Below are 26810 nucleotides of genomic sequence, written 5' to 3' on the forward strand. Positions count from 1 at the left end.
CAAGGTCAAGCTATTGATTTTCAACAATAATTATGGAGAACGCCGGTCAGGACCCGCATTCGCGCGCCTCGCTGATGGCCAAGGGCGGCAACGTCATGCCGCCAAGTGTGGCGCTCAATGCGTGATCGCGCCCGTAAATGTCGTCACGAAACTGGACCAACCCATCCGCTTCGACAAAAGCGGTCCAATAGGCGAGGATCACGGGCAGTGGCGGCTCAACGCGCAATGGGACCGTCGCCCCTGCGCGGATCAGGTCTTCGATACGCTCGCGCGACCAGTCCGTCGAGGCCAACAGGTAGACCGCAAGTTCCATCGGCTTTTCGACGCGAATGCATCCACTGCTGCGGAAACGATTGTCGCTTGCAAACAACCCCGGCGCATTCGTGTCGTGCAGGAAGACGGCGAAGGGACTTTGCAGATCGAATTTCAGACGGCCCAGCGCATTTTCCGGGCCTGGCTGCTGGACCAGCTGGCCATCCTGCCAACTCATTTCATGCTTCTGCAGATAGTCGGGATCGCGCGCAATGGCCGGCGCGATGTCGCGCCGGTAGATCGAGAACGGCACAACCCATGGCGGATTGATCACGACCCGTTCGATCGCACTGACAAGCAATGGCGTCGGCGTCGATTTCCTGCCGACGATCGTCTTCATGCGAAAGTCGGTCGCGCCATCCGCGATGACCATTGCCTCGGCGGCCGGCACATTGACCTCGATCCGGGTCGGCGGCATCGCTGGCGCCATATAGCGCCAGCGCTCCATGTTGAGTGCGATCTGCGCGATCCGCTGCGCCACCGGCACATTGAGTGCGGCCAGCGTGTCGCGTCCGACAACGCCGTCAACCGCCAGACCGTGGCGCGATTGAAACCGGCGCACGGCCTCGACCATCGCCGCATCGTAGAGATCGCCCTCCCCCGCCCGCTGCAGATCGCCGGCAAGCTGCAGCCGCGCGCGCAACTTCGGCATAAATGCGCCGGTTTCGTCCGGCTTCAGTGACCGCTTGCCCGGCGGCAGATCAAAGGTCGGCCAGCCGCCGCGCCTTTCCATTTCGCGATACTGTGCCAGCGCTGCCTTCAATCGCTGGTATTCGGGTGCCGCTGGCGGCAGATTGTCCAGCCAATGTGCAAGATGGCCGCTGCGCAGGGCTGCGGCCAGCTCAGGCGCAGGATCGGCGCTCCAGCGGCGGATGGCGACATCGCCATACAGCTCGGCGATATCGACATGGCCGCCGCGCATGATATTCGCGTAGCGCAGCGCTTCGGTCGTCAGCAACAGGTCGCGGTTTGCCGCGGCCGCGCCGGGCGGCGGCCGCAGTTCCCGCCCGATTTCATCGGCGCGAAACAAGTAAGGCGGCAATCCATGCGCATCGATGTGCGTCAGCGCCGCATGGAGCGCCGTCGCCGCTTCATCCGTCCAGGCACAGCCACCGCCCCAGAGGTCGTAGAACGCGGCCACGCCCGAAGACCACGTGCCCTGTGCCAGTTCGGCCCGCATTTGCTCGGGGCTGCATCGCGCTTCGGCCACGGCGCCGGGCAACAGGGCGAGCGCAGACGCATACAGGACAACCGCCAGCGCATGTCTGGTCTGTCTCGATCCGGACTTTCGTACTGTCAATCTGCCTCTTTCGCGCCGTCTCGAAGGCGGCGTTCGAACCCGTCTTTCCGATCAATGTAGTCCTCGCGTCGTCCGATTGCGAGGGTTGTACCGGAAACGCCGGCTCCAGCGCGTCAAGCCACGGGGAGGCGCAGCACCGCATACCAGGCATAGCCGCGATAGAGCGAACGGAATTCGAGATCGGCATTGAGCTTTTCGGCAAGCACGCGCAAGGCCGCATCGAGATCACGACGCGGGGTGACATGAAAGCGCGCAAGCCAGCCCTGCAACAGCGCGCGAAACCAGCGCGGCAGGCGCTCCTGCTGGCCAAAATCGACGATGTGCAGGCTGCCGCCGGGTGCCAGGTTGCAGGCCGCCTGCGCCAATGCTGCCTGCCAGTCCGGAATCATCGACAGTGTGTAGGACATGAAGATGCGATCGAAACGGCTGAAACCGAACACCGCATAAGGATGGAAGCGCGTCGCATCGCCGGATGCAAGACGGATCCTGTCGCCCATTCCCGCGCGCGCTGCCGCGCGGCGCGCCGTCGCCAGCATTTCGTGCGATATGTCGACACCGAAGAATTCCGCCTGAGGATGCCGGCGTGCGGCGCAGACGAGATTGCGCCCGGTGCCGCAGCCGACCTCCAGTGCCGTCGCACCCGGCGGCGGCGCAAGGTTTTCGATCAACCGGTCGCGCCCGAGCAGGTAGTAGCGCCGCGTCAGATCGTAGAAGTGGCGCTGACGGCGGTAGACGCGGTCCATCAGCCGTCCATGATCCCGCTCCTCGTCATCGCGCGCCATGACGGTCACGGCATTCAGCCCCTGAAGACGTAGAGATGAAAGCCGCCATAGATCGACGAGCGGTCGCGCGCCGAGAATTCTCTCGACGCTTCGGCGCGGTAGTCCCAGCGGGCAAGGATCGTGTCGTCGACGCGGCCGGGCAGCAGGCTTGGCGCGGCGGCGGTGCGGAAGATCACGCGAGCGCCGGGGCGCGCCGTACGCGTGATCTCGGTCCAGAGATCGTTCAGCTGCGCATCCGTCATCCAGTCCTGCGCATCGAGCAGGACATAGCGATCGGCACTGCCATCGCTCTGGCAGCGCAGATAGTCGGTGAAGGAGGCGTTCAACACCTCGACACGCGCGGCGCCGGCCTGCAGGGCGGCGAAATTTTCGTGTTTCAGATAGGGCGGCAAGGGACCGTCCATGCCGGGTGCGTAGCCGCGCGCGAAGGCTTGCCAGGCGAAGTAGTTCTCGTTCAGCGGGAAGCCGCAAACGAGCCGTTCAAGTCGCTCACGCAACACAACGCGCATCTCGCGACCACCTGCCAGCGCGTCGTACTGGGCCGGCGGGATGCCAAGGCCGTAGAGGGAGGACGGCTTGGCGGTCAGCCAGCGGATCAGTTTGCGGTCGAAGAGCGGCGCCAGCCGTTGTTCGAAGAAGCGGCGCTGACCCTCGATCGTCGGCGCGTCGAGCAGCGGGCGGAACGACACGCCATAGAGGCGTGCCAGCAGATGCGCCGCGCCAATGAAGTGGCCGAGCAGGCCGTGGCGATAGAAGCCCCGGGAGAACAGCGAGATGCGGCGACGGCCGCTCAGGCTCCGACGGTCCCAATAGGCGCGTGTCGCGGCATCGAGCCGGGGACGCAGGAAACGCGCATAGCTCGCGAGATTTGCGCGGGCATCGGCGCGGCCGAAGAACCGGAAGAAATGTTCGTGACTCGGCAGATGGGCCACGCCTGCGAGTTTCAGCCGGACCAACGCGACATGCGCCGGGTTGAGATCGAGCGCCGTAATGCGCGCGGGGCCTGCGGCCAGATAGGACATCACGTTGCAGCCGCCCGAGGCGATGGCGACGATCCGGCTTTCCGGCGTCAGCTCCATCGCCGCCATGTCGACCTCCGGGTCCTCCCAGATCTGCGGATAGACAAGGCCGGTGAAAAGCCAGGTAAAGAGACGTTCGGTCATGCCGGCGCGCGACACGGGCCGGTGTCGATGTACGGCACGCTCCAGACGCCGGCGGATGTCGCGCCGGCCGCCGACCGGCGGTGTCAATTCGGCAGTGGCGGGGATCGCGGTGTGAGACAACGAACTCTCCTCGGAAATTCGGCCGGCTCGATGCCGGGGATAACCGGGGAGATACCTTGCGGATAAAGCCGCCGCGTGACAGTTCCGTGACAGTCCGGTGACACATCGGCTTCCGAATCGCTTTGCGAGGCGTATAGTTGGTCCTTCCCGACCTCAAACCGGCGCCGTCGTCTCCGCGCCAGAGCTACGGACGTTCTCCCGTGGAATCGTCGCGCCATTCTCCGGACCGCAGCCCCCTGTGGCGCCTGGTGCCGCTGGTGCAGCAGCACAAGCTTCGCTTCTGGGGCGGCATGTCGCTGATCAATTTCGGCCGCCTGCTCGAAGCCTTCATGCCGCTCTATCTCAAGATGGGGATCGACCGCATCGCCGCCGGCGACAATCGGCTGGCGCTGCCGGCGCTGGCCATACTCGGTCTGATGGCCCTGCGCTATGCCGCCTTCAACTACGGGCGGCGCTATGTGCGGGAAGTCGGCGTCGAGGTCGCGTTCAGTCTGCGTCAGCGGCTCTACTGGCACCTGGAACTGATGGGGCCGCGCTTCTTCTCGCAGTTTCCGACCGGCGACCTGATGGCCCGCGCGATCAACGATATCACGCTGATCCGGCAACTCATCGGCATGGGCACGCGGCTTCTCTTCGTCCTCGGCTTTTCCGGGATCGTCGCCTTCATTTTCATGTTCTATCAGTCCGCCACACTGACGCTGCTGTTGCTGCCGGCATTGCCGGCTTTCGCCTTTATCGGCTGGCTGCTCGCCAGGAAGATCTTCAACCAGTCGACACTGGTGCAGGAGGGCTTTTCGACGCTTTCCGCGCAGGTCCAGGAAAATCTCAACGGCATCCGCACCATCCAGACCCATGCCCAGGAAAGCCGCGAGATCGACCGCTTCGAAGCGACCTCCGACATCTATGCGCGCGACTACTACAAGCTGATGTTTCTCAATTCCGGCCTCACCTCGGCGATGCTGATTGCGACCGGTTTTACCACGCTGCTGGTGGTCGGCTATGGCGGCTTCCAGGTCATTGAGGGAACGATCACGCTCGGCACGTTCACGGCCTTCATCTTCTATCTCAACATGATGCTGGCGCCGATCAAGGAAGGTGGCGTGATGGTGACGCTGTTCCAGCGCGGCGGCTCGGCGGCGGCGCGGATCTTCGAGATTCTCGACCGCGAGCCCGAAATCCGCGATGCGCCGGATGCGGCACCGCTCGACAAGATCGGCGGGGCGATCACGCTGCATCATCTTTCCTATGTCCATCCGGCGCGTTCGGGCGAGGGCTGGCCGGCGCTCAACGATGTGTCGCTCGAAATCGGCAAGGGCGAGATGATCGCCGTGCTGGGCCGCGTCGGCTCGGGCAAGTCGACGCTGCTGCGCCTGATCGTGCGGCTTCTCGATCCGCCACCGGGTTCGGTCTATCTCGACGGCCGCGATATCCGCATGCTGCCGTTGACGCAAGTGCGCAGCCAGATCGCCATGGTGCCTCAGGACCCGTTTCTCTTTGCCACGCATATTGCGCAGAATATCTCCTACGACAATCCGGCACGCGAAACGGAAGAGGTCTGGCGCGCCGCCGAAAGCGCCGATCTCGAAACGACGATCCGGCGCATGCCCGATCGCCTGGAAACCATCGTCGGCGAGCGCGGCGTGACGCTGTCGGGCGGACAGAAGCAGCGCGCCAGCCTCGCCCGCGGGTTGATCCGCGAAACGCCGGTGCTGCTGCTCGACGATTGTTTTTCCTCGGTCGACACCGAGACCGAAGAGTTCATTCTGTCGCGGCTCAAGACGCTGCGGAAGGGCCGCACGACGATCATGGTGTCGCACCGCGTTTCGACCGCGCGCCATGCCGACCGTATCGTGGTGCTCGAGGAGGGGCGCGTCGCTGAAGTCGGCAGCCATGCGGAACTTCTTGCGAAGAACGGTCTCTATGCGGCGCTTGAACGGCAGCAGGGGCGGCGCGAGGAACTGGCGCAGAGCCTTGGCAGTCTGACGGGGGACACAGCATGAGCGCGCAACCGCACTCCGAGAACCGTGGCCGCGACTACACCGTATTCGATGACGAGATGGAGACACGCGGATTCGACTTCCGGCTTGTCGGCCGCCTGATGCACTGGCTCCGGCCCTATCGCCGGCAGGGCCTCGTCGCGCTGCTGTTCGTGCTGCTGGCAGCCAGCGCCGCAGTTCTGGCGCCGGTCGTCGTCAGCCGTGTCGTGGTCGATGGCATTCTGCTGCCGACGGCCGACGAGGGCGCACCCGATTTCGGCCAGAAGGCACTCAACGCCCTTCTCGTCGATCTTTTGACGCTGCATCCGATCGTCGCCGCCTGTCTGCTTTACGGATTGTGGACCCTGCTCTGGGCCGGCTTCGGCCATGGCTTCCGCGTGATGCTGGCGCGCACCGTTCTCAACGGCCTGCGCGATCTCCGGCGCGACCTCTTCGCCCATCTGGAGCGCCTGCCATCGAGCTTCTACGACCGGGTCGCGGTCGGCCGGGTGATGACGCGGCTGACAAACGACATCGAGACCCTGTTCGAGTTGCTGGCCGGATTCGGCGTGCTGCTCGGCGAGTTTGTGCCGTTCTTTGTCGCCGTCTCGATCATGCTGGCACTCAACCCGACGCTGACGATGGAACTGATGCTGCTGCTGCCGGTGGCGGCGCTGGCGACCTGGATTTTCCGCATGGCCTCGCGTCAGGTCTATCGCGGCATCCGCTCCTCGATGTCACGGCTCAATGAGAACCTGCAGGAGAACCTCTCCGGCATCGAGGTCGTGCAGCTTTACGGCCGGGAGCAGATCAATTTCGAACGCTACAGCGAAATCAACCGGGAGAATCGCGATCAGGAAAACCAGGCTATCCGGATCGAAAGCTATTACGGCCCCGCCATGGACAGCATGGCGTTTCTCGCCATGGCCGCGATCATCTGGTTCGGCGGACATCATGTCTTCGAGATGACAGCAACACTCGGCAGCGTCATTCTTTTTGCACAGTTCGCCGACATGATGTTCCGCCCGATCGTGGCGATGGGCGAACAGTGGAACGTCGTTTTCCGCGCCATGGCGAGCTGCGAACGCATTTTCCAGGCGCTGGACTGGGACGAGGCGCTGAAGGAGCCGGCGGCGCCGAAGTCGCTGCCGAAGGACCTTCGTGGTCATGTCCGGTTCAACCATCTTACCTTCGGTTACCGGCCGGGGCAGACCATCCTCGACGACGTGACCTTTGATATCGCACCCGGCGAGCGCATCGCGATCGTCGGCCCCACCGGCTCGGGCAAGACCAGCCTGATCCGCCTGCTCTGCCGCTTCTACGATGTGCCTGAAAACTCGATCCTGATCGACGACATCGACATCATGGATGTGCCGCCGGCCGAAATCCGCCGCCGTGTCGGTGTCGTGCTGCAGGACTTCCACATCTTCTCGGGCAGCGTCTACGAGAATATCGCGCTTGGCAATCCGGCGATCACGCGCGAAGCGGCGCGGGCCGCCGCGCGGCTCGTCCATGCCGACCCCTTCATTCGCATGCTACCGCAGGGCTACGACACGATGCTGACCGAGCGCGGCCGCAACCTCAGCCACGGTCAGCGCCAGCTCCTTGCTTTTGCGCGCGTACTGGCAATGAATCCCGAAGTGCTGATCCTCGACGAGGCGACTGCGAGCATAGATACCGAAACCGAATTGCTGATCCAGGACGCGCTGTCGAAAGTCACGACGGGCCGAACGTCCATCATCATCGCCCACCGGCTGCAGACGATCCGCGAGGCCGACCGCATCGTCGTGCTGACGCAGGGCGAGATCCGCGAGATCGGCTCCCATGAGGAACTGATGGCGAAGGGCGGTGTCTACAAGACGCTCTACGAATTGCAGGTTCAGGACGTTTCAGGCAACGGGATCGAGGCCGGTCGCCCGTGACCGCCGCGTCAGCAACGCTGGTTGACGAACACGATGTTGTTGTTGCCCGCCTGTGTCGTATAGGCCGTGTGGTTGCTCCCCTGCTGGATGACAAAGGCGGCATTGTCCGATCCAGTCTGTGCGGTGACAACTGAATTGCCAGCGCCTCCCTGAACCGCCGCCGCCCTGTTGGCGACACCATGCTGGTCGACCGACACGTTATTTCCCCCATGGCCGAAGCCGCAGGCCGACATCGCACGGAATCCTCCCAGAAGCGACTGCCTGACGCCTGCCTTTGCTGTCTTCGTTGCAAATCGGTTGGCCGTGCTGGCATAGAGGCGCGGCTTGATCTCCTTTGTCACGACTTTCGTCTGACCTGCCTTCTGCTGAACGACGGTGAGGTTGTAGCTGCCCGATTGATCGACGACGGCGACGCTTCCGGCACGCGCAGTGGGCGCCATCAGGACCAGAGCCAGAAACGTGGCCGACAGGACGAGAGGTAACCGTTTCATGTGTTTCTCCTGTTGCGTCGTGGAACGGCGATACGCCGCACATACCGATCGCTGCCCTTCTAGTCATACCGGCATGATCGCGCGCTGAAGTTGCCGTTCACACCGCGTTCAGATTCGGGTTCGCATTCGCGCCTTGACTGATTCACGCGACGACGATCCGTCACGCCGCCGGTGAACGGAGAATGAATGCCGACTTCAGACGCCGCTCAGGAACGTCTCGCTAGAAAGGCATGGTCAACAACCGGCCCCATCATCGCGGCCATCCAAAGCAGGAGACGTAAAATGAAGAAGTTTCTACTGGCAGGCGCCGCCCTCACCGCCCTTGTCGTTGCCGGCGCGACCGGCGCCAGCGCCGGCAACAGCGCATCTGTCTATCAGAAGGGCTGGAACAATGCCGGCGTCTATACGCAGAACGGCTATGGCAACAAGGGCACGATCAACACGAAGGGCCATGCCAACTATTCCAAGGCCGTGCAGCGCGGTCAGTGGAACTACCTCTACCAGCAGCAGCTGGGCAATCGGAACAGCGCGCTGACCGATCAGTACGGCAAGGGCAACTACGCCGTGACCGGTCAGGAAGGTCGCAACAATACTGCGACCACGATCCAGACGGGCCGCAACAATACCTCCGGCATTGCCCAGATCGGCAACAACCACAAGGCGACGACCGATCAGCTCGGTTCGAACAACACGGCCGCCACCATCCAGGTCGGCAACGGCCAGAAGGCCAATACCGTGCAGACCGGTCACGGCAACACGACGGTCGTCATTCAGGGCGGCTACTGACCCCGAGGCCCGCGTCAGGAGGCGGCACCCCGCTGCCTCCTGCGCCGCTTCCTCAAACGGGAGAAAGTTCATGTCGAGAAACCGGATGTCTCTTGCCCTTGCGCCCATTGTACTGGGCATTTCGCTCGCCGCCATCGTGCCGGCAAGCGCAGCGCCGCCAATGCAGTGCGAAATCCGCGCGATCGCCGTTCCTGGCGGCATTCGCCTTGAGAGTGTGGCCTTTGGATCGCCCGGCCTTTCGGGCAGCTATCAACTCTCGCTCGAGCGCTCGGGCGCAAGCGGAAGCTCGAATGTGTCGCAAGGCGGCGATTTCGAGGTCGGCGATGACGGCGAAGTCGTCATATCCGTCACCGAGTTCAATCTCGGCCCGCACGACAAATACAATGTCGCATTGACCATCGAGAGTTCCTCGGGTGCGACCTATTGCGAACACGTCTCGCTGTAACCGCAAGGTCGCGGACGGGATGCAGCCAAGACCTGCCAGGTGTCGGGTGGAATACCGGCTCGCCGACGCGACCGGATCAATCGGCGCAAGGCGGTTGTCGGCATAAACCCGGCGCGGTACGGTGAGGCTTCGTCCGGTGCCGGACTGCGGTCCGGCCAGTCACGGGAAGATCATGACCAACCCAACGATTCCCTATACCGTTCCCGAAGCACTCGAATCCGACCTTGCCGAAGTCCATGCCTATTGGCGGAAGCTGATAAGGGGCCAGGCGAGCGACATGCCCTATTGGGATGACGTCAAGCTCTCGGATCTGCCCGCTCTTGCGGACCGGCTGATGCTCGTGACCGCCTTCGCCAAGCCGGAGCGCTTCCGTTTCGAAATGGTCGGCAAGGAGATCGCTGCGCAATATGGCAGGGACGTCAACGGACGCTTCGCCGACGAAGTCGACGTAAAGGCGCCGCTCGATTTTTTCCGGAGTCAGGCCAGCGTAACGGTCGAAAGCGGCAAACCGAGTTATTTCCGATCGGCCGCCTATGCACGTCTCCTGCTGCCACTCTGGGGTGAAGGACATGTCAGCATGCTGCTCGGTGCCGTCGTCCGGCTCTGAGTTTCGGGGCGCCCGCATCGCGCGTTCGGCACAGGCTGGGCTGACTGGTTGGAATCGGGTCGCGCGGACCAGGTTTTCTGGCTGGGGCGGGAGGACTCGAACCTCCGAATGGCGGAATCAAAATCCGCTGCCTTACCACTTGGCTACGCCCCAGCAGGCTCCGGAAGCCTGATGGGTGGCCTCGCGAAATGTGGCGGAACATACCGGCATCGGCGGGTCCCCGCAACCGGCCGGGCCGGCACGGGACGCGGCCGGGAATCTCCCTTGCGGGGCCCGGTTTTGGCGGCTATAACGCCGCCTCGCATGGGACACGGAGTGTGGCGCAGTCTGGTAGCGCACCTCGTTCGGGACGAGGGGGTCGCAGGTTCGAATCCTGCCACTCCGACCAATGCGAAGAAGACCGCCGCCGATCGTCGAGAGACGGTGGAGCCCTGACGGTTCCAAATCCGGACATCCCCTGTATCATTCGCCGCAGCGCCGATGCGACGGCCTGCCCTATTGCGAATACGAGGAACCGATATGGCTGCCGTTCTCTATGATTTCACTGCCGCGCCGAGTCCGCGCCGCGCCCGCATCCTGCTGGCCGAGAAGGGCATCGATCACGAAACCGTCCAGGTCGATCTGATGAAGGCCGAACAACTCGGCGACGCGTATCGGCAGATCAATCCGGCATGCACCGTGCCGGCACTCAAGCTCGATGACGGCACCATCCTCACCGAGAATATCGGAATTGCGGCATGGGCCGAGGCGGTCAAGCCGGAGCCGCCCTTGTTCGGCACGACGCCGGAGGAAAAGGGGCTTGTGTTCAGCTGGAATGCGCGGATCGAGTTCGACGGCTTCATGCCGATTGCCGAAGTGCTGCGCAATACATCCAAGGGCATGGTCAATCGCGCGCTGCCCGGTCCGGTCGACCTGCCGCAGATTCCCGAACTCGCCGCGCGAGGCGCTCTGCGTCTGGCGCGCTTTTTCGACATGCTGAACGAGCGACTGAAAGGCCGCGAATTCATCGCCATCGACCGCTATTCCTTTGCCGACATCACCGCACTGGTCTGCGTCGATTTCGCCAAATGGGTGAAGCAGGAGCCGAGGCCGGACCATGCCGACCTTCTGCGCTGGCATGCCGCCGTGTCGGCACGGCCCAGCGCCAAGGCATAGTCCAATCCTGAAACCGTCAGTTTGACACGGGCCGCGCGCGGCCTATGATGCGGGCACTCGATGGTTCCGCGCATTCGTTCCTCGGAACGGATGCAAGGAGGCAAGAGGGAACAGGGTGAGGCTTCGAGCGAAGCCGATGCCCTGGCTGCCCCCGCAACTGTAAGCGGCGAGGCCGCGTTCCACTTATGTCACTGGCGCAGTGCTCTTTCGGGAGTGACGGCCGGGAAGACGGAACGAGGCCGACGACCCGCGAGCCAGGAGACCTGCCACCGGGTTCGTCATCTGCCGAGGGCCGGGGTGCGCCAGCGGGACGGTTACGCCCGCATTCGTTCTCGTCCGGGCCTTTCCGTTTCCTGTCTTTCCCCTTCTCCCGGCGCCATGCGGCCGGGGTTGGCCGCGCCAGAGACAGGGCATCCATTCAAATGAAAAATGCAAGCCGGGCGGCAATTGCCGCTCTCCTGCTACCCGTTTTCGCGGTCGCCGCGCAGGCCGACAACACACCCGTCGCACCCGAAGTGCTGGTCACGACCGGCGTCGAGCCGTTGCCGACCAAACAGGTCGCCAGTTCCTTCACCATCGTCACGGCCGAAGATATCGAGACATTTCAATATCGCGACGTTGCCGACGCATTGAAATCCGTTCCAGGCCTGCATGTGGTGCAGTCAGGCGCGCGCGGCTCGCAAACATCGATCTTCACGCGCGGCGCCAGTTCCAATCAGACGCTGGTGATGGTCAACGGCCTGCCGGTCAATGACCCCGCCTCGCCGGGCGGCGCGGCCAATCTTGCCAATATTCCGCTCGGCAATGTGGAGCGGATTGAAGTGGTGCGCGGACCGCAATCGGCGCTTTACGGCAGCCAGGCGATGGGCGGCGTCGTCAACATCATCACGAAGACAGGCAGCGAAACGCCTGTGACGACACTGAGGGTCGAGGGCGGAACGCTCGGCACGCTCAATACGCATGCGAATACCGGCGGCGTGGCGGGAAATGTCGACTATTTCCTCTCGCTCTCGCGCGAAGCAACCAACGGCTCCGATGTCACGCCGGCCCGTCTTCGTGACGCGCGCGGCAAGGAGAAGGACGGCAACGAGGTCGTTTCCGCCTCCGGCCGCATCGGCGTGAAGCTCAACGAACGTCTCAATGCCGCCGCCTTTGTCCAGTACACGGATTCCGACACCGACATCGACGATGACGGCGCGACGGCGGGCTTTGTGCCGGTGTTCCAGAACTTCGACAGCACCTACAAGTCGAGGCGCCTGCAGTCCTCGGGCGAAATCTCCGGCCGGTTTCTCGGCGGTCAATGGCGCCCACGGCTCTCGGTCGGTGTCACGCAGTACAAGTCCGATCTCGCCGACAACCCGGACCCCGGCGGTTCGATCTACCTCGCCGATGTCGAATACGAGGGCCGGACATTGCAGACGCGCTTCGAAAATGCACTCGACATCCATCCGCAGCACCTGCTGACCTTCGGCGGCAGCTATACGCGCGACGAGTATTCGTCGAACGGATTGCGCGACTTCGGCGGTTTTGTCGTCACATCGGCGTCGGATGCCGACGCCGACGCCTTCGCGGTTTATGCCGCCGATCACATGACGTTCGGCGAGCGCTTCTTTGCCACGCTCAGCCTGCATCACGACATGCCGGATGACTTGAAGAACCACACCTCGTACACAATCGCGCCGGGCTACTACCATCCGGAGACGGACACGCGCCTCACCGCGAGCTACGGCACCGGCTTCAAGACGCCGTCGCTCTATCAGCGTTTCGGCAGCGAGTTCAGCGCCTTTCTCGGCTTCCCCGCTGGACAATATACCGGCAATCCCAACCTCAAGCCGGAGAAGAGCCGCGGCTGGGAAGTGGGCATCGAGCAGGGATTTGCCGGCGGAAAGGCGCGTGCCGGCGCGACCTGGTTCGAAAACAGCGTCAAGGACGCCATCGAAATCGTCTTCGACCCGCTCACCGGCGATTCCACCGCCGCCAATCTCCAGCGTTTCGATGTCAAAGGCCTTGAGAGCTTCATTGAAGTCAATCCGACAGAGCGGTTGACGGCACGCATCGACTACACATGGATGTCGCTCGACACCAATACCGCCGCCGTCGTCGGCGCTCTGACGCGCCGTCCGCGCCACGAGATAGGCCTGACGGCGAGCTGGCGACCCTGGGACAGCACCGTCTTTTCGACCAATATCCAGTGGGTCGATCCGGACCGCGACATTCCGCGCGACGGTTTCGGCTTTTATGTCTATCAGGCGCCCTACACCGTCGTGAATTTCGCGGCCTCGCACCAGCTGACGGAGAGCGTGCAGTTGACCGCGCGGATCAACAACCTGCTCGACAAGACCTACGAACCGGCGCACGGCCTCGAAGCGCCCGGCGTCGAGGCGCTTGCGGGCATCGCCTTCTCGTTCTGAACGGCGCGCAAACACGAAAGGCGCGGGATTTATCCCGCGCCTTTCTCATTCTGCAATGTCTCTCAACGCCCGGTGAAATTCGCGGTGCGCTTCTCGACGAAATGGGCAACGCCTTCCTTGAAGTCCTCGCTCGAAAAGCTCTTCTGCATTTCGCTGTCGCCGACCGCGAGCGCGTCGTTGAAGTTCTGGAACAGCGCCTTCCAGATTTGTGCCTTCATCACGGCCATCGAGCGCGGCGAAACGGTCGTCGCCAGCATCCTTGCGTAATCCATGACGTTCGCCATGAAGTTTTCCTGCGGGAAGGTCTTGTTGACGAGGCCCATTTCGGCGGCCTCCGCGGCAGAGACCTTGCGCGCCGACATCAGCAAATCAAGCGCGCGGGCGGGACCAACCAGATGCGGCAAGAGCCACGACACGCCATGCTCGGCGATCAGCCCGCGGCTGGCGAAAGCAGTGGTGAATTTCGCCTCCGAGCCGGCAAAGCGCATGTCGGCATAAAGCGCGACGACGAGGCCGAGGCCGGCGGCCGGGCCGTTGATGGCGGCGATGATCGGCTTCTTCACCTGCATCAGATAGCCGAAGCGGCCGCCATAATGCGCACTGACATCGGGCCCGAGGCCGCTGGCGAAATCGAAACTCTCCTCGCGCGCGGCACTTGCCAGTTCACGGTCTTCCCACTTGCCGGGCTTGATCGACTGCAACAGGTTCATGTCGGCGCCGGCGCAGAAGCCGCGGCCCGCCCCCGTGATCACGATGACGCGCACCTCGTCATCGGCGACGGCTTCGGCCATGGCGCGTTTCAGGCTTTTCTCCATCGCCGCCGTCCAGGCGTTGAGCTTGTCCGGACGGTTCAGCGTCATTAGCGCGACGCGATCCTTCACCTCGTATGTCAGATCTTCGTAGCCACTCATTATTATTTCCTCCCTCGATTTCGGCGTTTGTCTTTCATGGCAATGCGGTTTGGGCCAGTATAGGCCGAAGCGCGCCGGGTTTTCGAGATGCGCAGCGGGAGGAAACCGGATGGCTGAATTCAGCGAGATTCTCTTCGAAACGCCCGAGCCGCATATCGCGCGGGTGACGCTCAACCGGCCGGCCCAGATGAACGCCTATACGACGCGGCTCTGCGAGGAGCTTGTCGAGGCGATCGATATCTATCTGCGCGACGACGAACTGCGTTGCCTGATCCTGACCGGCGCCGGGCGCGGCTTCTGTTCGGGCGGCGACATCAGCGGCGCCGACGAACATCATGCCGAATTGATGTCCTCGCAGCTTTCGCATGGCCGCGAAATGCGCGACGGCATGCACCGCGTCATCCTCGCCCTGTCGCGTCTCGACAAACCGACCATCGCCATGGTCAACGGGCCGGCGGTTGCCGGCGGACTGACGCTGGCGCTCTCCTGCGATCTCAGGATCGCCGCGGACACGGCCAAGCTCGGCGACACGTCAGGCCGCTTCGGGTTGCTGCCGGACGAAGGCGGCGCCTGGCTCTTCCCGCGCTTCATGGGGCTCGATCTCGCCCTCAAGATGACCATGCTGGCGGAAGTCTACAGTGCCGGCGAGGCCGAGGATCTCGGTCTCGTCACCGAAGTTGTGCCCGCTGCCGAGCTCGAAGCCCGTGTCATGGAGCTTGCCCGCGAGCTTGCCCTGCGGGCGCCGCTTGCCGTCCGGCTCTCCAAGTCGATGATGATGCGCGGCCAGGGCATGACCCTCGAACAATCGCTGGGCGATGCAGCCCTGTCGGTGATGATCGCCAACCCGAGCGCCGATGTGCGGGAAGGCGTGAAAGCCTTTTTCGACAAGCGGATGCCGAAATTCACGGGCAGATAATCTCGCTCTGCGACAAGATGTTCGGTCAGCAAGCATGGCGCGTCTGCGCGATTGCCACTATGTTTTTTCGATGGGGGCGATTGGCAAATATGATGACCACACTTCGGGACGGACGGCGGGGCTGACCGTCGCTCGTGCCTTGGCGGTGTTTGCGCTGCTGCTCCACATCGCGCTGCCGACCGTCCTGCAGATGGCCGGGCCGGCCACGCAGGCACTCTTCGAGACGGTCATCTGCACCGGCGGCGAGAACAGGACGATCTATCTCGACGCCGACGGCAATCCGGTCGAGCCGGTCCCGGCCGGCACATCGCACGACTCCGGTTCCTGCCTGCATCATTGCGGGGCCATGCTCGCTTCAACATTTGCCCATGCCGCATCAGGCTGGGCGCCGCCCATGATCGCCGTGCCGGTTGCCTATCTTGTTGCAGCAATCGTTCCAATGTCCGCTCAGCCGCGTGCACCTCCAGCGGCCTCCGGCGACGCACATCGTTGATGCCCGCCCGTCGCGATCTGCTAGTCTTCCCCCTTCAACCGAGGGGAGAAGACGGATGGGCACGACAATGCCGGAAAAGGGTACGGACTGGGCGGCACTGAAAGCCGAAATGACGGAGCGCGCGCAGGGCGACGTCAAATGGCGAGACGGCAAGACCGCCGTCTACGTCTTCAATGCCGGGCCGGACGTCGCGGAGGTCCAGAAGGAAGCCTATACGATGTTCATGTCCGAGAACGGGCTTGGACCGATGGCCTTTCCCAGCCTGAAGCAGATGGAGGACGAGGTCGTCGGCATGGGCCTTGCGCTCCTCCATGCGCCGGAGGGGGCGGCCGGCAACATCACCTCGGGCGGCACGGATTCGATCACCATGGCGGTCAAGACCGCCCGCGACCATGCGCGGAAGGAAAAAGGCGTCACCGGCCGCTGCAATATCGTCGCGCCCTGGTCGGCGCATCCCGCTTTCGACAAGGCGGCGAAGATGATGGAGATCGAGATGCGGCGCGTCCCTTGCGCCGATCTGGTGGCCGATGTCGCGGCCATGGAACAGGCGGCCGACGCCAACACCATCATGCTGGTCGGCTCGGCGCCCTGCTTTCCCTACGGGTTGATCGATCCGATCGTGGCGCTTGGCGAGATGGCGGCGCGCAAGGGTCTCTGGCTTCATGTCGATGCCTGTGTCGGCGGCTATATCGCGCCTTTCGTGCGCATGAACGGCGGCGACATTCCGCCTTTCGATTTCGAGGTTCCAGCCGTGCATTCGATGTCGGCCGACCTGCACAAATACGGCTATTGCGCCAAGGGCGCCTCGACGGTGCTCTTCCGCTCGGAAGCCTTGCGCGCGCACATGATCTTCGACTGCGCCGACTGGCCGGGCGGACGCATGGTGACGCCGACACTGGCCGGCACACGCCCCGGCGGCGCCATCGCGGCGGCCTGGGCGGTGATGAACTTTCTCGGCGTCGAAGGCTACCGCGCCAAGCACCGGCAGGTCACCGATGCCCGCGAAGCGATCGAGACCGGCATCGCGAAACTCGGCTTCCGCGTGCTCGGCCGGCCGCAGCTTGGCCTGATCGCCTTCACGCATGATGAGGTCGACCCCTTCGCCGTCTGGGGCAAGCTGTTCGAGCGCGGCTGGTTTACGAGCCTCACCACCGAGCCCAAGGGCCTGCATCTGATGCTCTCGCCCTTCCACGCGCAGGTGACCGGCACCTATCTCACCGATCTCGAATGGGCGCTGGGCGAGGTGAAGGCCGGGAACGAAGGCAAGAAGCGCGAGGCACGCTACAGCTGACGCTGCGTCAGCTGTCGCCGCCCGATGACAAGGCCGCGGGCGCTGCTACACTTCGGCCAACAAGAATGTCATCCGGGGAGGCGACGATGGGCGAAGCGGTGGTGCGGTCGGGCGCGCGCGTGGTGGATCATGCGGCGCTGGCGCTGCGGGCGGCGAAGGCGGCGGGCGGCTTCCGCAGTCTCGGCATCGGCCCGGGCGATGTCGTCGCGGTCTATCTCCGGAACGACTTTCCCTTTTTCGAGGCCTCGGTCGCGGCCGGTCTGGTCGGCGCCTATTCGACGCCGGTCAACTGGCACAATTCGCCCGACGAGGCGCGCTACATCTTCGAGAATTCGGGCGCCAAGGCGATCGTCATCCATGCCGATCTCTATCGCGGCATCGAAAGGGCAATCCCGAAGGACGTGCCCGTCTTCCTCGTCGCGACACCGCCCGAGATCATGTCCGCCTACGGCATATCGGCGGAAGCCGCCGCGCTGCCGGCCGGCACCGAGGACTGGAGCCGCTGGCTCGAGCAGTTCGAGCCCGTCGCGGCCGGCCCCGCCGAGCCGCCCGGCTCGATGATCTACACCTCGGGCACGACCGGCCATCCCAAAGGCGTGCGCCGGGCGCCGCCGACGGCCGAGCAGGCGGTGGCCTGGGGCGCCATCATCGGCCAGGTGATGGGCTTCAACGCCGCCTATGGCGAACCGCAGGAGATGGTGACCGTCGTCACCGGGCCGATGTATCACTCGGCACCCAATGCCTACGGGCTCTATGCCTTTCGCGTCGGCGCCAATGTCATCCTCGAGCCGCGTTTCGATCCGGAGGAACTGCTGCAGATGATCGAACGCCACAAGGTCACGCATCTGCACATGGTGCCGACCATGTTCGTGCGGCTGCTGAAGCTGCCGGACGACGTGAAGAAGAAATACGATCTCTCCTCACTGCGCTTCGTCGTGCATGCGGCGGCGCCCTGCCCGGTCCATGTCAAGCAGGCGATGATCGAATGGTGGGGTCCGGTCATCAACGAATATTACGGCGGCACCGAAACCGGCGCGGTCGTGTTCTGCAATTCGGAGGAATATCTCGCCCATCCCGGCACGGTCGGCAAGGCGGTCGAGGGCGCAAAGGTCATGGTGATCGACGAGAATGGCGCCGAGCTCTCGCAGGGCGCCACCGGCGAGGTCGTCTGCCGCACATCGACCATTCCCGACTTCACCTATCACGGCGACGACGAGAAGCGGCGCCGCGCCGAAAAGGCCGGCCTGATCTCGCTGGGCGATGTCGGCTATCTCGACCAGGACGGCTTTCTCTATCTCTGCGACCGCGCCAAGGACATGGTGATTTCGGGCGGCGTCAACATCTACCCGGCCGAGATCGAGGCCGAGTTGCACAAGATGCCGGGTGTCGGCGACTGCGCGGTCTTCGGCATTCCGGACGACGAGTTCGGCGAGGCGCTCTGCGCCGTGGTGCAGCCGCAGCCGGGTGCCGCGCTCACGGAGGCCGATGTGAGGACCTTTCTGCGCGAACGCATCGCCGGCTACAAGGTGCCGCGTCTGGTCGAGTTCAGGACCGACCTGCCGCGCGAGGATTCCGGCAAGATCTTCAAGCGCAAGCTGCGCGAGCCCTATTGGGAGAAGGCCGGCCGGCAGATCTGAGCGGCGCTGTTGCGGCACCGCAACAGCGGCGGCCGTTCAACGAAAATTCATATCTGACATCTTGTCAGTTTGTGCATTGCAACATATCCTGGTTGCAACAGAAAGCGGCGCCGTATCAGGCGCCCTGTCCACGGAAACGGCCGGGCCGGGCTCTCGCAACCCCCAGTGAGAGGCACGTCCCATGTCCACCGCGCAGCACCCCGTCTCCCCCCTCGCCCCCGAAGCCCGCCCGCTGGCCCCGGGCCTCGCCGCCCGCGCCGGCCGCCTCGCCCGTGCCCTCAAGGCCCAGGCCGCCCGCACACGCGCCGAATTCAATCTTTCGGACGCACTGGCCGCGGCCGGCTACACGCTGCTCTGGGTCTATTCGGCCAGTCTGATCGTCTATATCGCCGGCCTCTACTGACCCCACGCCGGGCGCCCGGGCTTCCCGGGTGCCCGGCGGCCAGAGGCGGCCCTTGCGCGGCGTCAAGCCGGACCGATATGATAAGCAATGCTTATTAGAAGTCAGGCCCTTAGACAGCCATGCAGGGTATCGCCATGCCCGGAGTGAAAATCGACCTTGCCGCCGAAGCCGCGCGTCAGCCGGCGGCCGGCACCGCTTCCGACCAGAACCCCGAACGCGCCACCGGCTTCCTGCTGCGCGACAATTCGCGGCTGATGCGGGTCGCCTTCACCGAGCGCGTCAGCGGCCTGACCCAGGCGCAATGGGGGGCGCTGGCCCATCTCTCGCGCCATCAGGGGCTCAACCAGGTGGGGCTGGCCGATCTGCTCGAAGTGCAGCCGATCACCGTCGCGCGGCTGGTCGACAAGCTCGCCGCACTCGGCCTGGTCGAGCGCCGGCCCGATCCGCGCGACCGGCGCGCCCAGCAGCTATTCCTGACCGGCAAGGCGCAGCCGCTGCTCGACCAGATGTGGGACGCGGGCGACGAGATTCTCGACGCGGCCTTTTCAGGCTTCAGCGAGAGCGAACGCCAGGACTTCATCGAGATGATGGTGCGGATGCGCGCCAACCTGTCGCGTCTGGCACAGGGCAAGGGCAACGGGCGCCGCGGCCGCGACGGTCCGCTGGGTTGAAGCGCGGCGCCGGACGGTCCATTCTCCCGCCCGCAACCGGGAGTATGCACATGGCCGTCGAGATTCCTTACGTCCGCGACATCAGCTTCGAATACGGCGCCTGCGACGAGGTCTCGCCGCTGATCCGCCGCGTCGTCGCCGACAATCCCTCGGCCTTCACCTTCAAAGGCACCGGCACCTATATCATCGGCCATGGCGAGGTCGCGGTGGTCGATCCGGGTCCGCTGCTGATGCCGCATGTCGAGGCGCTGCTGGCCGCGCTCGAGGGCGAAACCGTCTCCCACATCCTGATCACCCACACCCATTCCGACCATTCGCCGGCCGCAAAGCCGCTGAAATCGCTGACCGGCGCGCCGACCTATGCCTTCGGACCGCATGGCGCGGGCATGGAAGGCGCCGGCGCCGACGATGTGAAGGTCGAGGAAGACGGCGACATGGCGTTCAGGCCGGATGTCGAAATCCGGCATGGCGACATTCTCGAAGGCGAGGGCTGGAGCGTCGAATGCGTCTACACGCCGGGCCACACCTCGAACCATATGTGTTTCGCGCTGCGTGAGGAGAAGGCGCTCTTCACCGGCGACCATGTGATGGGCTGGTCGACCAGCATTGTCAACCCGCCCGACGGCAACATGAAGCGCTACATGGAATCGCTGAAGCTGCTGCTGACCCGTGACGACGAGATCTACTGGCCGACACATGGGCCGGCGATCCGCGACCCGAAGCCCTTCGTGCGCGCCTTCATCGCCCATCGCGAGGAACGCGAGCAGCAGATATTGAAGCAGCTCGCCGCCGGCCGCACGCGGATTGCCGACATGGTGCCGGTCGTCTATGCCGCGGTCGACAAGCGGCTCTACCCGGCTGCGGCGCGCTCGATGCTCGCCCATATCGAATATCTGGTCGAGCGCGGCGTCGTCACGACCGAGGGCAAGCCGACGCTTGGGGCGACCTACCGGCTCGCCTGACCTGCCGCCAGCTCCTTTTTCAACGCGTCGCGGAAGGTGCGGATGCGGTTGGCATTGGCGCCGAGATCGCTGATGCCGACGCGCGAGACCGACCGGATGTCGACCGCCGCACCGTCACCGCGTTCGGTGACGCGGATCGCGACATCGTCCCGGAAGTTCATCACCCGCGTCGTCGCCGTCGCCTCGATCAGGCCTGTCTCGGGGTTCATTGCGACGATGGCCCAGCCGAGATCGCGCGCCGTTTCGACCGCGGCCTCGAAGACCCGGCCCGGCTGTTCGGCCAGCATGATCGTGGTGATATCGGGATAGGCCTGTGCCTGCAACGCGGCGAGGTCTTCCGGCGCGGCGCGGTCGAGCGGATTGCTGCCTTCGCCGCGCAGCGCGACCACCGCATCGAATGACGGCGGATTGTCGAGATCGGTCGTGATGTCATGGATGCCCGGCACCTGCGACCCGGCAAGGATCGCCTGCACCACCGGCGCGGCGACCAGCAGGCCGAGAACAAGGCCGGCAATGGCAAGGCGCGCGCCGCTGCGGTTCGACGTCATGGTGCGGATGATGCCCGCCGCCGAAACGACGACGCCGACAAGACCCAGCGCGGCGGCCAGTGCCAGGCCGCGCACGGCAATGCCGAAATGAATGAGCTCGGTGCGATTGCCGATGACGCAGACCGCCAGCACGACAAGCGCCGCAACCGCGATCCACAAACCCCATTTCGCCAGACGCGATGGCTGCCTGCCCATGATTTCGTCCCCCTGAAAATTTCGGGCGGGTACTCATGGACCCGCCCGTCTTGTCGCCGGTCTTACTCGGCGGCGGTTGCCGTCGGCAGCTTGTAGTCCTTGAACTGTTCGCGCAGTGCCAGCTTCTGGATCTTGCCGGTCGCGGTATGCGGAATCTCGCTGACGAAAGCCACATCGTCGGGCATCCACCATTTGGCGATCTTGCCTTCCATGTAGCGCAGGATTTCTTCCTTGCTCGGCTTCTCGCCTTCCTTCGGCACCACGATCAGCAGCGGACGCTCGTCCCATTTCGGATGCGCAATGCCGATGACGGCGGCTTCCGTGACCTTGGGATGGCCGACGGCGAGATTCTCGATCTCGATCGAGGAAATCCATTCGCCGCCCGACTTGATGACGTCCTTGGCGCGGTCGGTGATCTGCATGTAACCCTGCGGATCGATGGTCGCGACGTCGCCGGTGTCGAACCAGCCATCCTTGTCGAGAATGTTGCCGCCCTCGCCCTTGAGGTACGCGCCGGCAATCGCCGGGCCGCGCACCATCAGATGACCGAAGGCCTTGCCGTCCGACGGCAGTTCGTTGCCGTCGTCGTCGGTGATCTTCATTTCGACCGTGTAGATGGCGCGGCCCTGCTTGACCTTGACGTCGATCTGCTTGTCGAGCGGCAGTTCCGCCATGCCGGCCTTCAAGGCGCCAAGCGTCCCCATCGGCGACATTTCGGTCATGCCCCAGGCATGGAACACCTTGACGTCGTAATTCTTCTCGAAGATCTCGATCATCGAACGCGGCGCGGCAGAGCCGCCGATGACGACGCGGTCGAGCACCGGCAGCTTGGCGCCGGTCTTTTCGAGATATTGCAGCAGCATCAGCCAGACGGTCGGCACCGCCGCCGTCACCGTCACCTGCTCCTTGTCGAGCAGTTCATAAATGCTCTCGCCATCCATGTTGGCGCCGGGCATCACGATCTTGGCGCCGACGGCCGGCGCCGCAAAGGCGATGCCCCAGGCATTGGCGTGGAACATCGGCACCACGGGCAGGATCGCATCGGCGCATTTCATGCCCAGCGCATCGCCCATATTGGCGGCCATCGAATGGATCACGTTGGAGCGGTGCGAATAGAGCACGCCCTTCGGGTTGCCGGTCGTGCCCGAGGTGTAGCAGAGACCGCAGGCGGCGTTCTCATCGACTTCGGCCCATTTGAAATTGCCGTCTTCGGCTTCCACGATTTCCTCGAAGCAGAGCGCGTTCGCAAGCTTGGTCTGCGGCATATGCGCCTTGTCGGTCATGATCACATAGGCCTTCACCTTCGGCAGCTCTGCGGCAATGCCTTCAAGGATCGGCACAAAGGTCAGGTCGAGGAAGATGATCTTGTCCTCGGCGTGATTGATGATGTAGACGAGCTGTTCGGCGAAAAGGCGCGGATTGAGCGTGTGGCAGACCGCGCCCATGCCCATGATGCCGTACCAGGCTTCGAGATGGCGGGCCGTGTTCCAGGCCATGGTGGCAACGACGTCGCCCTCTTTCACGCCGAGCCTGGTCAGCGCCTGCGCCGTCTTGCGGGCGCGCAGATGTACGTCCTTGTAGGTGGTGCGCGTGATCGGTCCCTCGACCGAGCGCGTCACGATCTCGCGATCGCCGTGAAAGCGTGCCGCGTGGTCGATAATCGTCGACACGCGCAGCGGCCAGTCCTGCATCAAACCCTTCATCGATCGGTCCCTCTCGTCCTCTGTGGCGTCCCCGCCGGGGCAAGCCCGGCATGGCCCCGTTCGGGGCCTGTTTGGCGGGCAGTCTAGAGCGTTTTCCGGCGAAGTGGGAACCGGTTCGCCGCAAGAAAACGCGACGCAAAACAAAAATCCGGTGCCCGTTCCGCCCGGCCGGGCGGGACAACGGGCGCCGGGGGCCTTTCGGCGGCCTCACAACGGCCCGCCGTGGCGTTTGCCTTGCTTTCCGGCCGCCCCGCCCCTTCTAATGGGACAACAAAACAACAGGATTTCAGGGGGCTTTATCGATGACCGATCTTCATTTCCGCTCGGCCAGCGATCTTTCGCGGATGATCCGCCGCCGCGAGATCGGTTCGGCGGAGCTGACCGATCACTTCATCGCCTGGATCGAAAAGCACGATCCGAAGATCAATGCGGTCGTCGCGCGGGATTTCGATGGCGCGCGCAAGGCCGCGAAGGCGGCCGACGCGGCGCTGGCGCGTGGCGAACTCCAGGGGCCGCTGCACGGCCTGCCCTTCACCATCAAGGATGCTTACGAGGTCGCTGGCCTCACCTCCACCGGCGGCAATCCGGTCTGGAAGGATCATGTGCCGGCAAGAAGCGCCACCGCCATCGAACGGCTGCAGCGCGCCGGCGCCATCGTTTTCGGCAAGACCAACGTGCCCTATCTTTCGGGCGATTTGCAGAGCTTCAACGAGATCTACGGCACCACCAACAACCCCTACGCGCTCGATTGCGGTCCCGGCGGTTCGTCGGGCGGCTCGGCGGCCGCGCTGGCGGCCGGCTTCACCGCGGCCGAGTTCGGCTCCGATATCGGCGGCTCGATCCGCACCCCGGCCCATCTCTGCGGCGTCTTCGGCCACAAGCCGAGCTATGGCATCGTGCCGAAGCGCGGCCATCTCGGACCGGCGCCCGGCAATCTTCATGAGAGCGATCTTTCGGTCGCCGGTCCGCTGGCCCGGTCGGCCGAAGACCTCGGCCTGCTGCTCGACATCGCGGCCGGTCCGGGCTGGGCCGATGCCGCCGGCTGGAAGCTCGACCTGCCGCCGGCCCGTGCCGCACGCCCGCGCGATCTGCGCGTCGCGGTCTGGATCGAGGATTCCTTCTGCGACATCGACCGCGAAAGCGCCGCGCTGCTGACCGATGCCGCCAGGGCACTCGAAGCGGCCGGTGCCCATCTCGACTGGCAGGCCCGGCCCGATTTCACGCTGGCCGAGATCACCGAGACCTATCTGGTGCTGCTGCATTCGCAGACCGGCGCCGGCATGCCCGACAGCGTGCGGGCGCGCTGGGCCGAGATCCGCCGGAACGCCGCGCCGGACGACAGGAGCCATCAGGTGCTGCAGGCGATCGGCGGCACGATGAATGTTGCCGAACAACTGGTCTGGAAGGAACGCCAGGCGCAGTTGCGCCGCAAATGGCAGGACTTCTTCAAATCATATGATGTGGTACTGGCGCCGGTGCTGATGCGCCCTGCCTTCGAGCACGATCACCAGTCGAACTGGCACAAGCGCGTTCTCGATGTGAACGGCATCCAGCGGCACTACATGGATGTGCTGATCTGGGCGGGACCCGCCGTCGTCTCCTACCTGCCGGCCTCGGTCGCGCCGGTCGGCCTCACCTCGGAAGGCAAGCCCGTCGGCATCCAGATCATCGGCCCGCATCTCGAAGACCGCACGACGATTGCGGTGGCCGGCATGTTCGAGGAAATCCTCGGTGGGTTCAAACCGCCGAAGGGGTGGTGAAGGCTGATTAGTCAGAAGGAGGGTTTGATGGGCTTTCCGTCAATGAACGAAGATATCGAGAAGCTACGTGCTGAAAGGGAGCACTTTGCAGGTGGCATGGACCGAATTTTAGGTTGGCTCTCCGCTGAAACGTCGCGAGCCGATCTGGCGCGTCTTGAACAAGATACTCTGAAGCTAAAAACCGAAATTCATGAACGTCTTACTGCGTTGAAATGTTCAATCCTCGCTGAGTTCGATGAGATGCACGAGAAGTTGAAAGATGGACAGTTTTTTCAGTGGAAGAAAAACAAAAAACTGGAAGAAAAGCTAAGGAAGACGCAGTCAAGCCGAGATGAGCTTCAGAAGCAGATCAAATCTGCCGTTTCCCAAAAAGAACGAAGCGAACAAACTATCCATCGACTAAATGATGAACTAGCGGAGGAACGACGTCGAACCGCGACGCTTCAAGCTGCAAACTCAAAATTGAGGGATTCACTTGATGGGATGTCAGAGTGGAAGGACCTCACCTCCCAAACTAGAAAGCTCAAAGGCTAAAGCCCGCACAGTCTCCCCTTTGACACCTCCCAATCCCTACCCCTCGCCCTCCGGCCGCAGCGCCGCCATGATCGCCGCCTGGACGGTTTCGTCCTGCGCCCTGATCGCCGCGGTCAGCGACAGCAGCTGCTGGCGCGTGTCGTAGAGCTGGTCGAGCAGCGACAGCACCACCGGCAGCGTCGCCGCGTCGATCTCGAGTTCGTAATGCAGCGTGCAGATCAGGCGCACCCGCGCGCATTCCATCTCCGAGAAGACCGGGGTTCCGGCCTGAAGCTCGGGCACCACCAGTTCTTCCGCGATCCATGCATCGAGGTCGCGGCGCTGCAGCGCCTCGATCGCCGCCACCAGATCCTCGAGCCCGGTCATGACAGCATCTCCTTGCGCGGATCCTGCGCCGCCCTGGGCTGCCAGTTCTCCAGGAAGGCCGCGAGTTCCGGCTCCTCGCCCTCCGGCAGCACGACCCGCAGCGTCACCAGTTGATGGCCGCGCTGACCCGTCTTGCGGTCCTTGACGCCCTTTTCGCGCAGCCGCAGCGTCGTGCCACTGTTCGATCCCTTCGGCACCGTCATCGTCACCGTGCCGCCGATCGTCGGCACCTCGATCCGCGCGCCCAGCACCGCCTCTTTCAGCGTGACCGGCATATCGACATGGATGTTGTTGTCCTTGCGGCGGAAGAAGCGATGCGGCTCGACACGCAGTTCGACATAGGCATCGCCGGCCGGGCCGCCGCCGAAACCCGGCATGCCCTGCCCCTTCAGCCGCAACATCTGCCGGTCCTCGGCGCCCTCCGGGATCGTCACCTGCAGCGTCCGGCCCTCGGGCAGCGTGATGGTGCGCGTCGCGCCGTTGACGGCCTCCAGAAAGCCGACCGGCAGCACATAGCTGACATCCTGGCCGCGCGCGCGGAAGCCCTCCGTGCGGCGCCCGCCAGCGCCGCCAAAGGCGCGGGCGAGAAATTCCTCCAGCTCCTCGTTGCTGGCAAAGCCGTCCTGCGCCGCATGCGCGCCATGGGCCGGCCCATCGGCAAAGTCGCGATAGAAATGCTGCGCGGGGCGCTCGGCGCCGCTGGCGTCGATCTCGCCCGCATCGAAGCGGCGCCGCTTTTCCTTGTCCTTCAGCAGATCGTTGGCGGCCGACACCTCCTTGAATTTCGCCTCGGCCGCCTTGTCGCCCGGATGCAGGTCGGGATGAAACTTGCGCGCAAGCTTCTTGAAGGCGTCGCCGATCTCCTTGTCGGTCGCGGTGCGCGACACGCCAAGGGTCTCATAGGGGTCTTTCATGCGGCAGGTCCTGTCTGTGCGCCACCACAGTCAACC

25 protein-coding genes, 2 tRNA genes and 1 riboswitch are annotated in these 26810 nt (G+C 64.1%); of the genes, 17 read left to right on the forward strand and 10 right to left on the reverse strand.

The window, feature by feature from the left end:
* Window positions 1–46: 46 nt before the first annotated feature.
* The 3 genes from AAC071_RS10460 to AAC071_RS10470 all read right to left on the reverse strand — a co-directional run bounded on the left by AAC071_RS10460 (window position 47) and on the right by AAC071_RS10470 (window position 3644).
* Complete coding sequence (locus tag AAC071_RS10460; RefSeq protein ID WP_339832307.1) at window positions 47–1612, reverse strand: L,D-transpeptidase family protein; 1566 nt, start codon at window positions 1610–1612, stop codon at window positions 47–49.
* A gap of 113 nt (window positions 1613–1725) precedes the next feature.
* Window positions 1726–2394 carry a class I SAM-dependent methyltransferase gene (locus tag AAC071_RS10465; protein WP_339832386.1) on the reverse strand — a complete coding sequence of 223 codons (669 nt, stop codon included), beginning with the start codon at window positions 2392–2394 and terminating at the stop codon, window positions 1726–1728.
* Between the two features lie 14 nt (window positions 2395–2408).
* Entirely contained in the window at window positions 2409–3644 is a 1236-nt protein-coding gene (locus AAC071_RS10470; protein WP_339832388.1) for a DUF3419 family protein, read from the reverse strand.
* A gap of 233 nt (window positions 3645–3877) precedes the next feature.
* Between AAC071_RS10470 and AAC071_RS10475 the strand changes: the two genes are divergently transcribed.
* Together AAC071_RS10475 and AAC071_RS10480 are read left to right on the forward strand one after the other, a co-directional pair.
* On the forward strand, window positions 3878–5677 hold the full coding sequence (locus tag AAC071_RS10475; RefSeq protein WP_339832309.1) for an ABC transporter ATP-binding protein: 1800 nt from the start codon (window positions 3878–3880) through the stop codon (window positions 5675–5677).
* A complete protein-coding gene (locus AAC071_RS10480) occupies window positions 5674–7575 on the forward strand; it encodes an ABC transporter ATP-binding protein (RefSeq protein WP_339832311.1) in 1902 nt (633 codons plus the stop codon). The genes AAC071_RS10475 and AAC071_RS10480 overlap by 4 nt, the downstream gene beginning before the upstream one ends.
* An 8-nt stretch (window positions 7576–7583) precedes the next feature.
* On the opposite strand, the gene AAC071_RS10485 is transcribed toward AAC071_RS10480, so the two are convergent.
* Window positions 7584–8066 carry a hypothetical protein gene (locus AAC071_RS10485; RefSeq protein ID WP_339832314.1) on the reverse strand — a complete coding sequence of 161 codons (483 nt, stop codon included), beginning with the start codon at window positions 8064–8066 and terminating at the stop codon, window positions 7584–7586.
* 282 nt (window positions 8067–8348) lie between these two features.
* Here AAC071_RS10485 and AAC071_RS10490 point away from each other — a divergent pair, with 282 nt between their 5' ends.
* The 3 genes from AAC071_RS10490 to AAC071_RS10500 all read left to right on the forward strand — a co-directional run bounded on the left by AAC071_RS10490 (window position 8349) and on the right by AAC071_RS10500 (window position 9904).
* The gene (locus AAC071_RS10490) at window positions 8349–8852 is read left to right on the forward strand and encodes a hypothetical protein (protein ID WP_339832316.1); all 504 of its coding nucleotides are present in this window, start codon (window positions 8349–8351) and stop codon (window positions 8850–8852) included.
* Window positions 8853–8922: 70 nt separating this feature from the next.
* A complete protein-coding gene (csgH, locus tag AAC071_RS10495) occupies window positions 8923–9297 on the forward strand; it encodes a curli-like amyloid fiber formation chaperone CsgH (RefSeq protein WP_339832317.1) in 375 nt (124 codons plus the stop codon).
* Window positions 9298–9469: 172 nt separating this feature from the next.
* Window positions 9470–9904 (forward strand): hypothetical protein, encoded by a 435-nt coding sequence (locus tag AAC071_RS10500; RefSeq protein ID WP_339832318.1) that lies wholly within the window; start codon window positions 9470–9472, stop codon window positions 9902–9904.
* A 78-nt stretch (window positions 9905–9982) separates the two neighbouring features.
* Here the strand turns inward: AAC071_RS10500 and AAC071_RS10505 are convergent.
* Window positions 9983–10057, reverse strand: a tRNA-Gln gene (locus tag AAC071_RS10505).
* 158 nt (window positions 10058–10215) lie between these two features.
* On the opposite strand from AAC071_RS10505, the gene AAC071_RS10510 reads away from it, so the two are divergent.
* The 3 genes from AAC071_RS10510 to AAC071_RS10520 all read left to right on the forward strand — a co-directional run bounded on the left by AAC071_RS10510 (window position 10216) and on the right by AAC071_RS10520 (window position 13470).
* A tRNA-Pro gene (locus AAC071_RS10510) sits at window positions 10216–10292 on the forward strand.
* A 131-nt stretch (window positions 10293–10423) separates the two neighbouring features.
* A complete protein-coding gene (locus AAC071_RS10515) occupies window positions 10424–11059 on the forward strand; it encodes a glutathione S-transferase (protein ID WP_339832321.1) in 636 nt (211 codons plus the stop codon).
* Between the two features lie 44 nt (window positions 11060–11103).
* A riboswitch (cobalamin riboswitch) is annotated at window positions 11104–11345 on the forward strand.
* A gap of 136 nt (window positions 11346–11481) precedes the next feature.
* The gene (locus tag AAC071_RS10520) at window positions 11482–13470 is read left to right on the forward strand and encodes a TonB-dependent receptor (RefSeq protein WP_339832323.1); all 1989 of its coding nucleotides are present in this window, start codon (window positions 11482–11484) and stop codon (window positions 13468–13470) included.
* Between the two features lie 62 nt (window positions 13471–13532).
* Here the strand turns inward: AAC071_RS10520 and AAC071_RS10525 are convergent, their stop codons facing one another.
* On the reverse strand, window positions 13533–14381 hold the full coding sequence (locus AAC071_RS10525) for an enoyl-CoA hydratase (protein ID WP_339832325.1): 849 nt from the start codon (window positions 14379–14381) through the stop codon (window positions 13533–13535).
* 109 nt (window positions 14382–14490) lie between these two features.
* Between AAC071_RS10525 and AAC071_RS10530 the strand changes: the two genes are divergently transcribed.
* From AAC071_RS10530 to AAC071_RS10560, 7 genes are all read left to right on the forward strand, one after another.
* Window positions 14491–15297, forward strand: a complete 807-nt coding sequence (locus AAC071_RS10530) for an enoyl-CoA hydratase-related protein (protein WP_339832327.1) — start codon at window positions 14491–14493, stop codon at window positions 15295–15297.
* A gap of 34 nt (window positions 15298–15331) precedes the next feature.
* The gene (locus AAC071_RS10535; RefSeq protein ID WP_339832329.1) at window positions 15332–15790 is read left to right on the forward strand and encodes a DUF2946 family protein; all 459 of its coding nucleotides are present in this window, start codon (window positions 15332–15334) and stop codon (window positions 15788–15790) included.
* A 55-nt stretch (window positions 15791–15845) separates the two neighbouring features.
* Window positions 15846–17081, forward strand: coding sequence for an aspartate aminotransferase family protein (locus tag AAC071_RS10540; protein WP_339832331.1), 1236 nt, complete (start codon window positions 15846–15848; stop codon window positions 17079–17081).
* Window positions 17082–17167: 86 nt separating this feature from the next.
* A complete protein-coding gene (locus AAC071_RS10545) occupies window positions 17168–18718 on the forward strand; it encodes an acyl-CoA synthetase (protein WP_339832333.1) in 1551 nt (516 codons plus the stop codon).
* A 181-nt stretch (window positions 18719–18899) separates the two neighbouring features.
* The gene (locus tag AAC071_RS10550; protein WP_339832335.1) at window positions 18900–19121 is read left to right on the forward strand and encodes a hypothetical protein; all 222 of its coding nucleotides are present in this window, start codon (window positions 18900–18902) and stop codon (window positions 19119–19121) included.
* 134 nt (window positions 19122–19255) lie between these two features.
* Window positions 19256–19792, forward strand: coding sequence for a MarR family winged helix-turn-helix transcriptional regulator (locus AAC071_RS10555; protein WP_339832336.1), 537 nt, complete (start codon window positions 19256–19258; stop codon window positions 19790–19792).
* A gap of 50 nt (window positions 19793–19842) precedes the next feature.
* Window positions 19843–20754, forward strand: coding sequence for an MBL fold metallo-hydrolase (locus AAC071_RS10560; RefSeq protein ID WP_339832337.1), 912 nt, complete (start codon window positions 19843–19845; stop codon window positions 20752–20754).
* Here AAC071_RS10560 and AAC071_RS10565 read toward each other — a convergent pair.
* A complete protein-coding gene (locus AAC071_RS10565; RefSeq protein ID WP_339832339.1) occupies window positions 20739–21497 on the reverse strand; it encodes a DUF1499 domain-containing protein in 759 nt (252 codons plus the stop codon). The two genes, AAC071_RS10560 and AAC071_RS10565, sit on opposite strands and share 16 nt — an antisense overlap.
* Before the next feature lie 62 nt (window positions 21498–21559).
* Window positions 21560–23200 carry a 3-(methylthio)propionyl-CoA ligase gene (locus AAC071_RS10570; RefSeq protein ID WP_339832341.1) on the reverse strand — a complete coding sequence of 547 codons (1641 nt, stop codon included), beginning with the start codon at window positions 23198–23200 and terminating at the stop codon, window positions 21560–21562.
* A gap of 302 nt (window positions 23201–23502) precedes the next feature.
* Between AAC071_RS10570 and AAC071_RS10575 the strand changes: the two genes are divergently transcribed.
* Together AAC071_RS10575 and AAC071_RS10580 are read left to right on the forward strand one after the other, a co-directional pair.
* Window positions 23503–24960, forward strand: coding sequence for an amidase (locus AAC071_RS10575; protein WP_339832344.1), 1458 nt, complete (start codon window positions 23503–23505; stop codon window positions 24958–24960).
* A gap of 27 nt (window positions 24961–24987) precedes the next feature.
* On the forward strand, window positions 24988–25494 hold the full coding sequence (locus tag AAC071_RS10580) for a hypothetical protein (protein WP_339832345.1): 507 nt from the start codon (window positions 24988–24990) through the stop codon (window positions 25492–25494).
* Between the two features lie 36 nt (window positions 25495–25530).
* On the opposite strand, the gene AAC071_RS10585 is transcribed toward AAC071_RS10580, so the two are convergent.
* Window positions 25531–25860: a hypothetical protein gene (locus AAC071_RS10585; RefSeq protein WP_339832346.1), complete on the reverse strand. Its 330-nt coding sequence runs from the start codon at window positions 25858–25860 to the stop codon at window positions 25531–25533.
* Window positions 25857–26774, reverse strand: coding sequence for a J domain-containing protein (locus tag AAC071_RS10590; RefSeq protein WP_339832347.1), 918 nt, complete (start codon window positions 26772–26774; stop codon window positions 25857–25859). The genes AAC071_RS10585 and AAC071_RS10590 overlap by 4 nt, the downstream gene beginning before the upstream one ends.
* Window positions 26775–26810: the final 36 nt, after the last annotated feature.

This window comes from uncultured Parvibaculum sp. (assembly GCF_963975745.1).
Classification (GTDB): domain Bacteria; phylum Pseudomonadota; class Alphaproteobacteria; order Parvibaculales; family Parvibaculaceae; genus Parvibaculum.

What these genes read in the sequence shown, in the direction of transcription:
- AAC071_RS10500 (WP_339832318.1), top strand. Translation starts at nt 9,470, where the DNA reads ATGACCAACCCAACGATTCCCTATACCGTTCCCGAAGCACTCGAATCC.
- AAC071_RS10520 (WP_339832323.1), top strand. Translation starts at nt 11,482, where the DNA reads ATGAAAAATGCAAGCCGGGCGGCAATTGCCGCTCTCCTGCTACCCGTT.
- AAC071_RS10545 (WP_339832333.1), top strand. Translation starts at nt 17,168, where the DNA reads ATGGGCGAAGCGGTGGTGCGGTCGGGCGCGCGCGTGGTGGATCATGCG.
- csgH (WP_339832317.1), top strand. Translation starts at nt 8,923, where the DNA reads ATGTCGAGAAACCGGATGTCTCTTGCCCTTGCGCCCATTGTACTGGGC.
- AAC071_RS10580 (WP_339832345.1), top strand. Translation starts at nt 24,988, where the DNA reads ATGGGCTTTCCGTCAATGAACGAAGATATCGAGAAGCTACGTGCTGAA.
- AAC071_RS10490 (WP_339832316.1), top strand. Translation starts at nt 8,349, where the DNA reads ATGAAGAAGTTTCTACTGGCAGGCGCCGCCCTCACCGCCCTTGTCGTT.
- AAC071_RS10570 (WP_339832341.1), bottom strand. Translation starts at nt 23,200, where the DNA reads ATGAAGGGTTTGATGCAGGACTGGCCGCTGCGCGTGTCGACGATTATC.
- AAC071_RS10555 (WP_339832336.1), top strand. Translation starts at nt 19,256, where the DNA reads ATGCCCGGAGTGAAAATCGACCTTGCCGCCGAAGCCGCGCGTCAGCCG.
- AAC071_RS10575 (WP_339832344.1), top strand. Translation starts at nt 23,503, where the DNA reads ATGACCGATCTTCATTTCCGCTCGGCCAGCGATCTTTCGCGGATGATC.
- AAC071_RS10550 (WP_339832335.1), top strand. Translation starts at nt 18,900, where the DNA reads ATGTCCACCGCGCAGCACCCCGTCTCCCCCCTCGCCCCCGAAGCCCGC.
- AAC071_RS10515 (WP_339832321.1), top strand. Translation starts at nt 10,424, where the DNA reads ATGGCTGCCGTTCTCTATGATTTCACTGCCGCGCCGAGTCCGCGCCGC.
- AAC071_RS10585 (WP_339832346.1), bottom strand. Translation starts at nt 25,860, where the DNA reads ATGACCGGGCTCGAGGATCTGGTGGCGGCGATCGAGGCGCTGCAGCGC.
- AAC071_RS10535 (WP_339832329.1), top strand. Translation starts at nt 15,332, where the DNA reads ATGGCGCGTCTGCGCGATTGCCACTATGTTTTTTCGATGGGGGCGATT.
- AAC071_RS10590 (WP_339832347.1), bottom strand. Translation starts at nt 26,774, where the DNA reads ATGAAAGACCCCTATGAGACCCTTGGCGTGTCGCGCACCGCGACCGAC.
- AAC071_RS10560 (WP_339832337.1), top strand. Translation starts at nt 19,843, where the DNA reads ATGGCCGTCGAGATTCCTTACGTCCGCGACATCAGCTTCGAATACGGC.
- AAC071_RS10485 (WP_339832314.1), bottom strand. Translation starts at nt 8,066, where the DNA reads ATGAAACGGTTACCTCTCGTCCTGTCGGCCACGTTTCTGGCTCTGGTC.
- AAC071_RS10565 (WP_339832339.1), bottom strand. Translation starts at nt 21,497, where the DNA reads ATGGGCAGGCAGCCATCGCGTCTGGCGAAATGGGGTTTGTGGATCGCG.
- AAC071_RS10540 (WP_339832331.1), top strand. Translation starts at nt 15,846, where the DNA reads ATGGGCACGACAATGCCGGAAAAGGGTACGGACTGGGCGGCACTGAAA.
- AAC071_RS10465 (WP_339832386.1), bottom strand. Translation starts at nt 2,394, where the DNA reads ATGGCGCGCGATGACGAGGAGCGGGATCATGGACGGCTGATGGACCGC.
- AAC071_RS10480 (WP_339832311.1), top strand. Translation starts at nt 5,674, where the DNA reads ATGAGCGCGCAACCGCACTCCGAGAACCGTGGCCGCGACTACACCGTA.
- AAC071_RS10530 (WP_339832327.1), top strand. Translation starts at nt 14,491, where the DNA reads ATGGCTGAATTCAGCGAGATTCTCTTCGAAACGCCCGAGCCGCATATC.
- AAC071_RS10525 (WP_339832325.1), bottom strand. Translation starts at nt 14,381, where the DNA reads ATGAGTGGCTACGAAGATCTGACATACGAGGTGAAGGATCGCGTCGCG.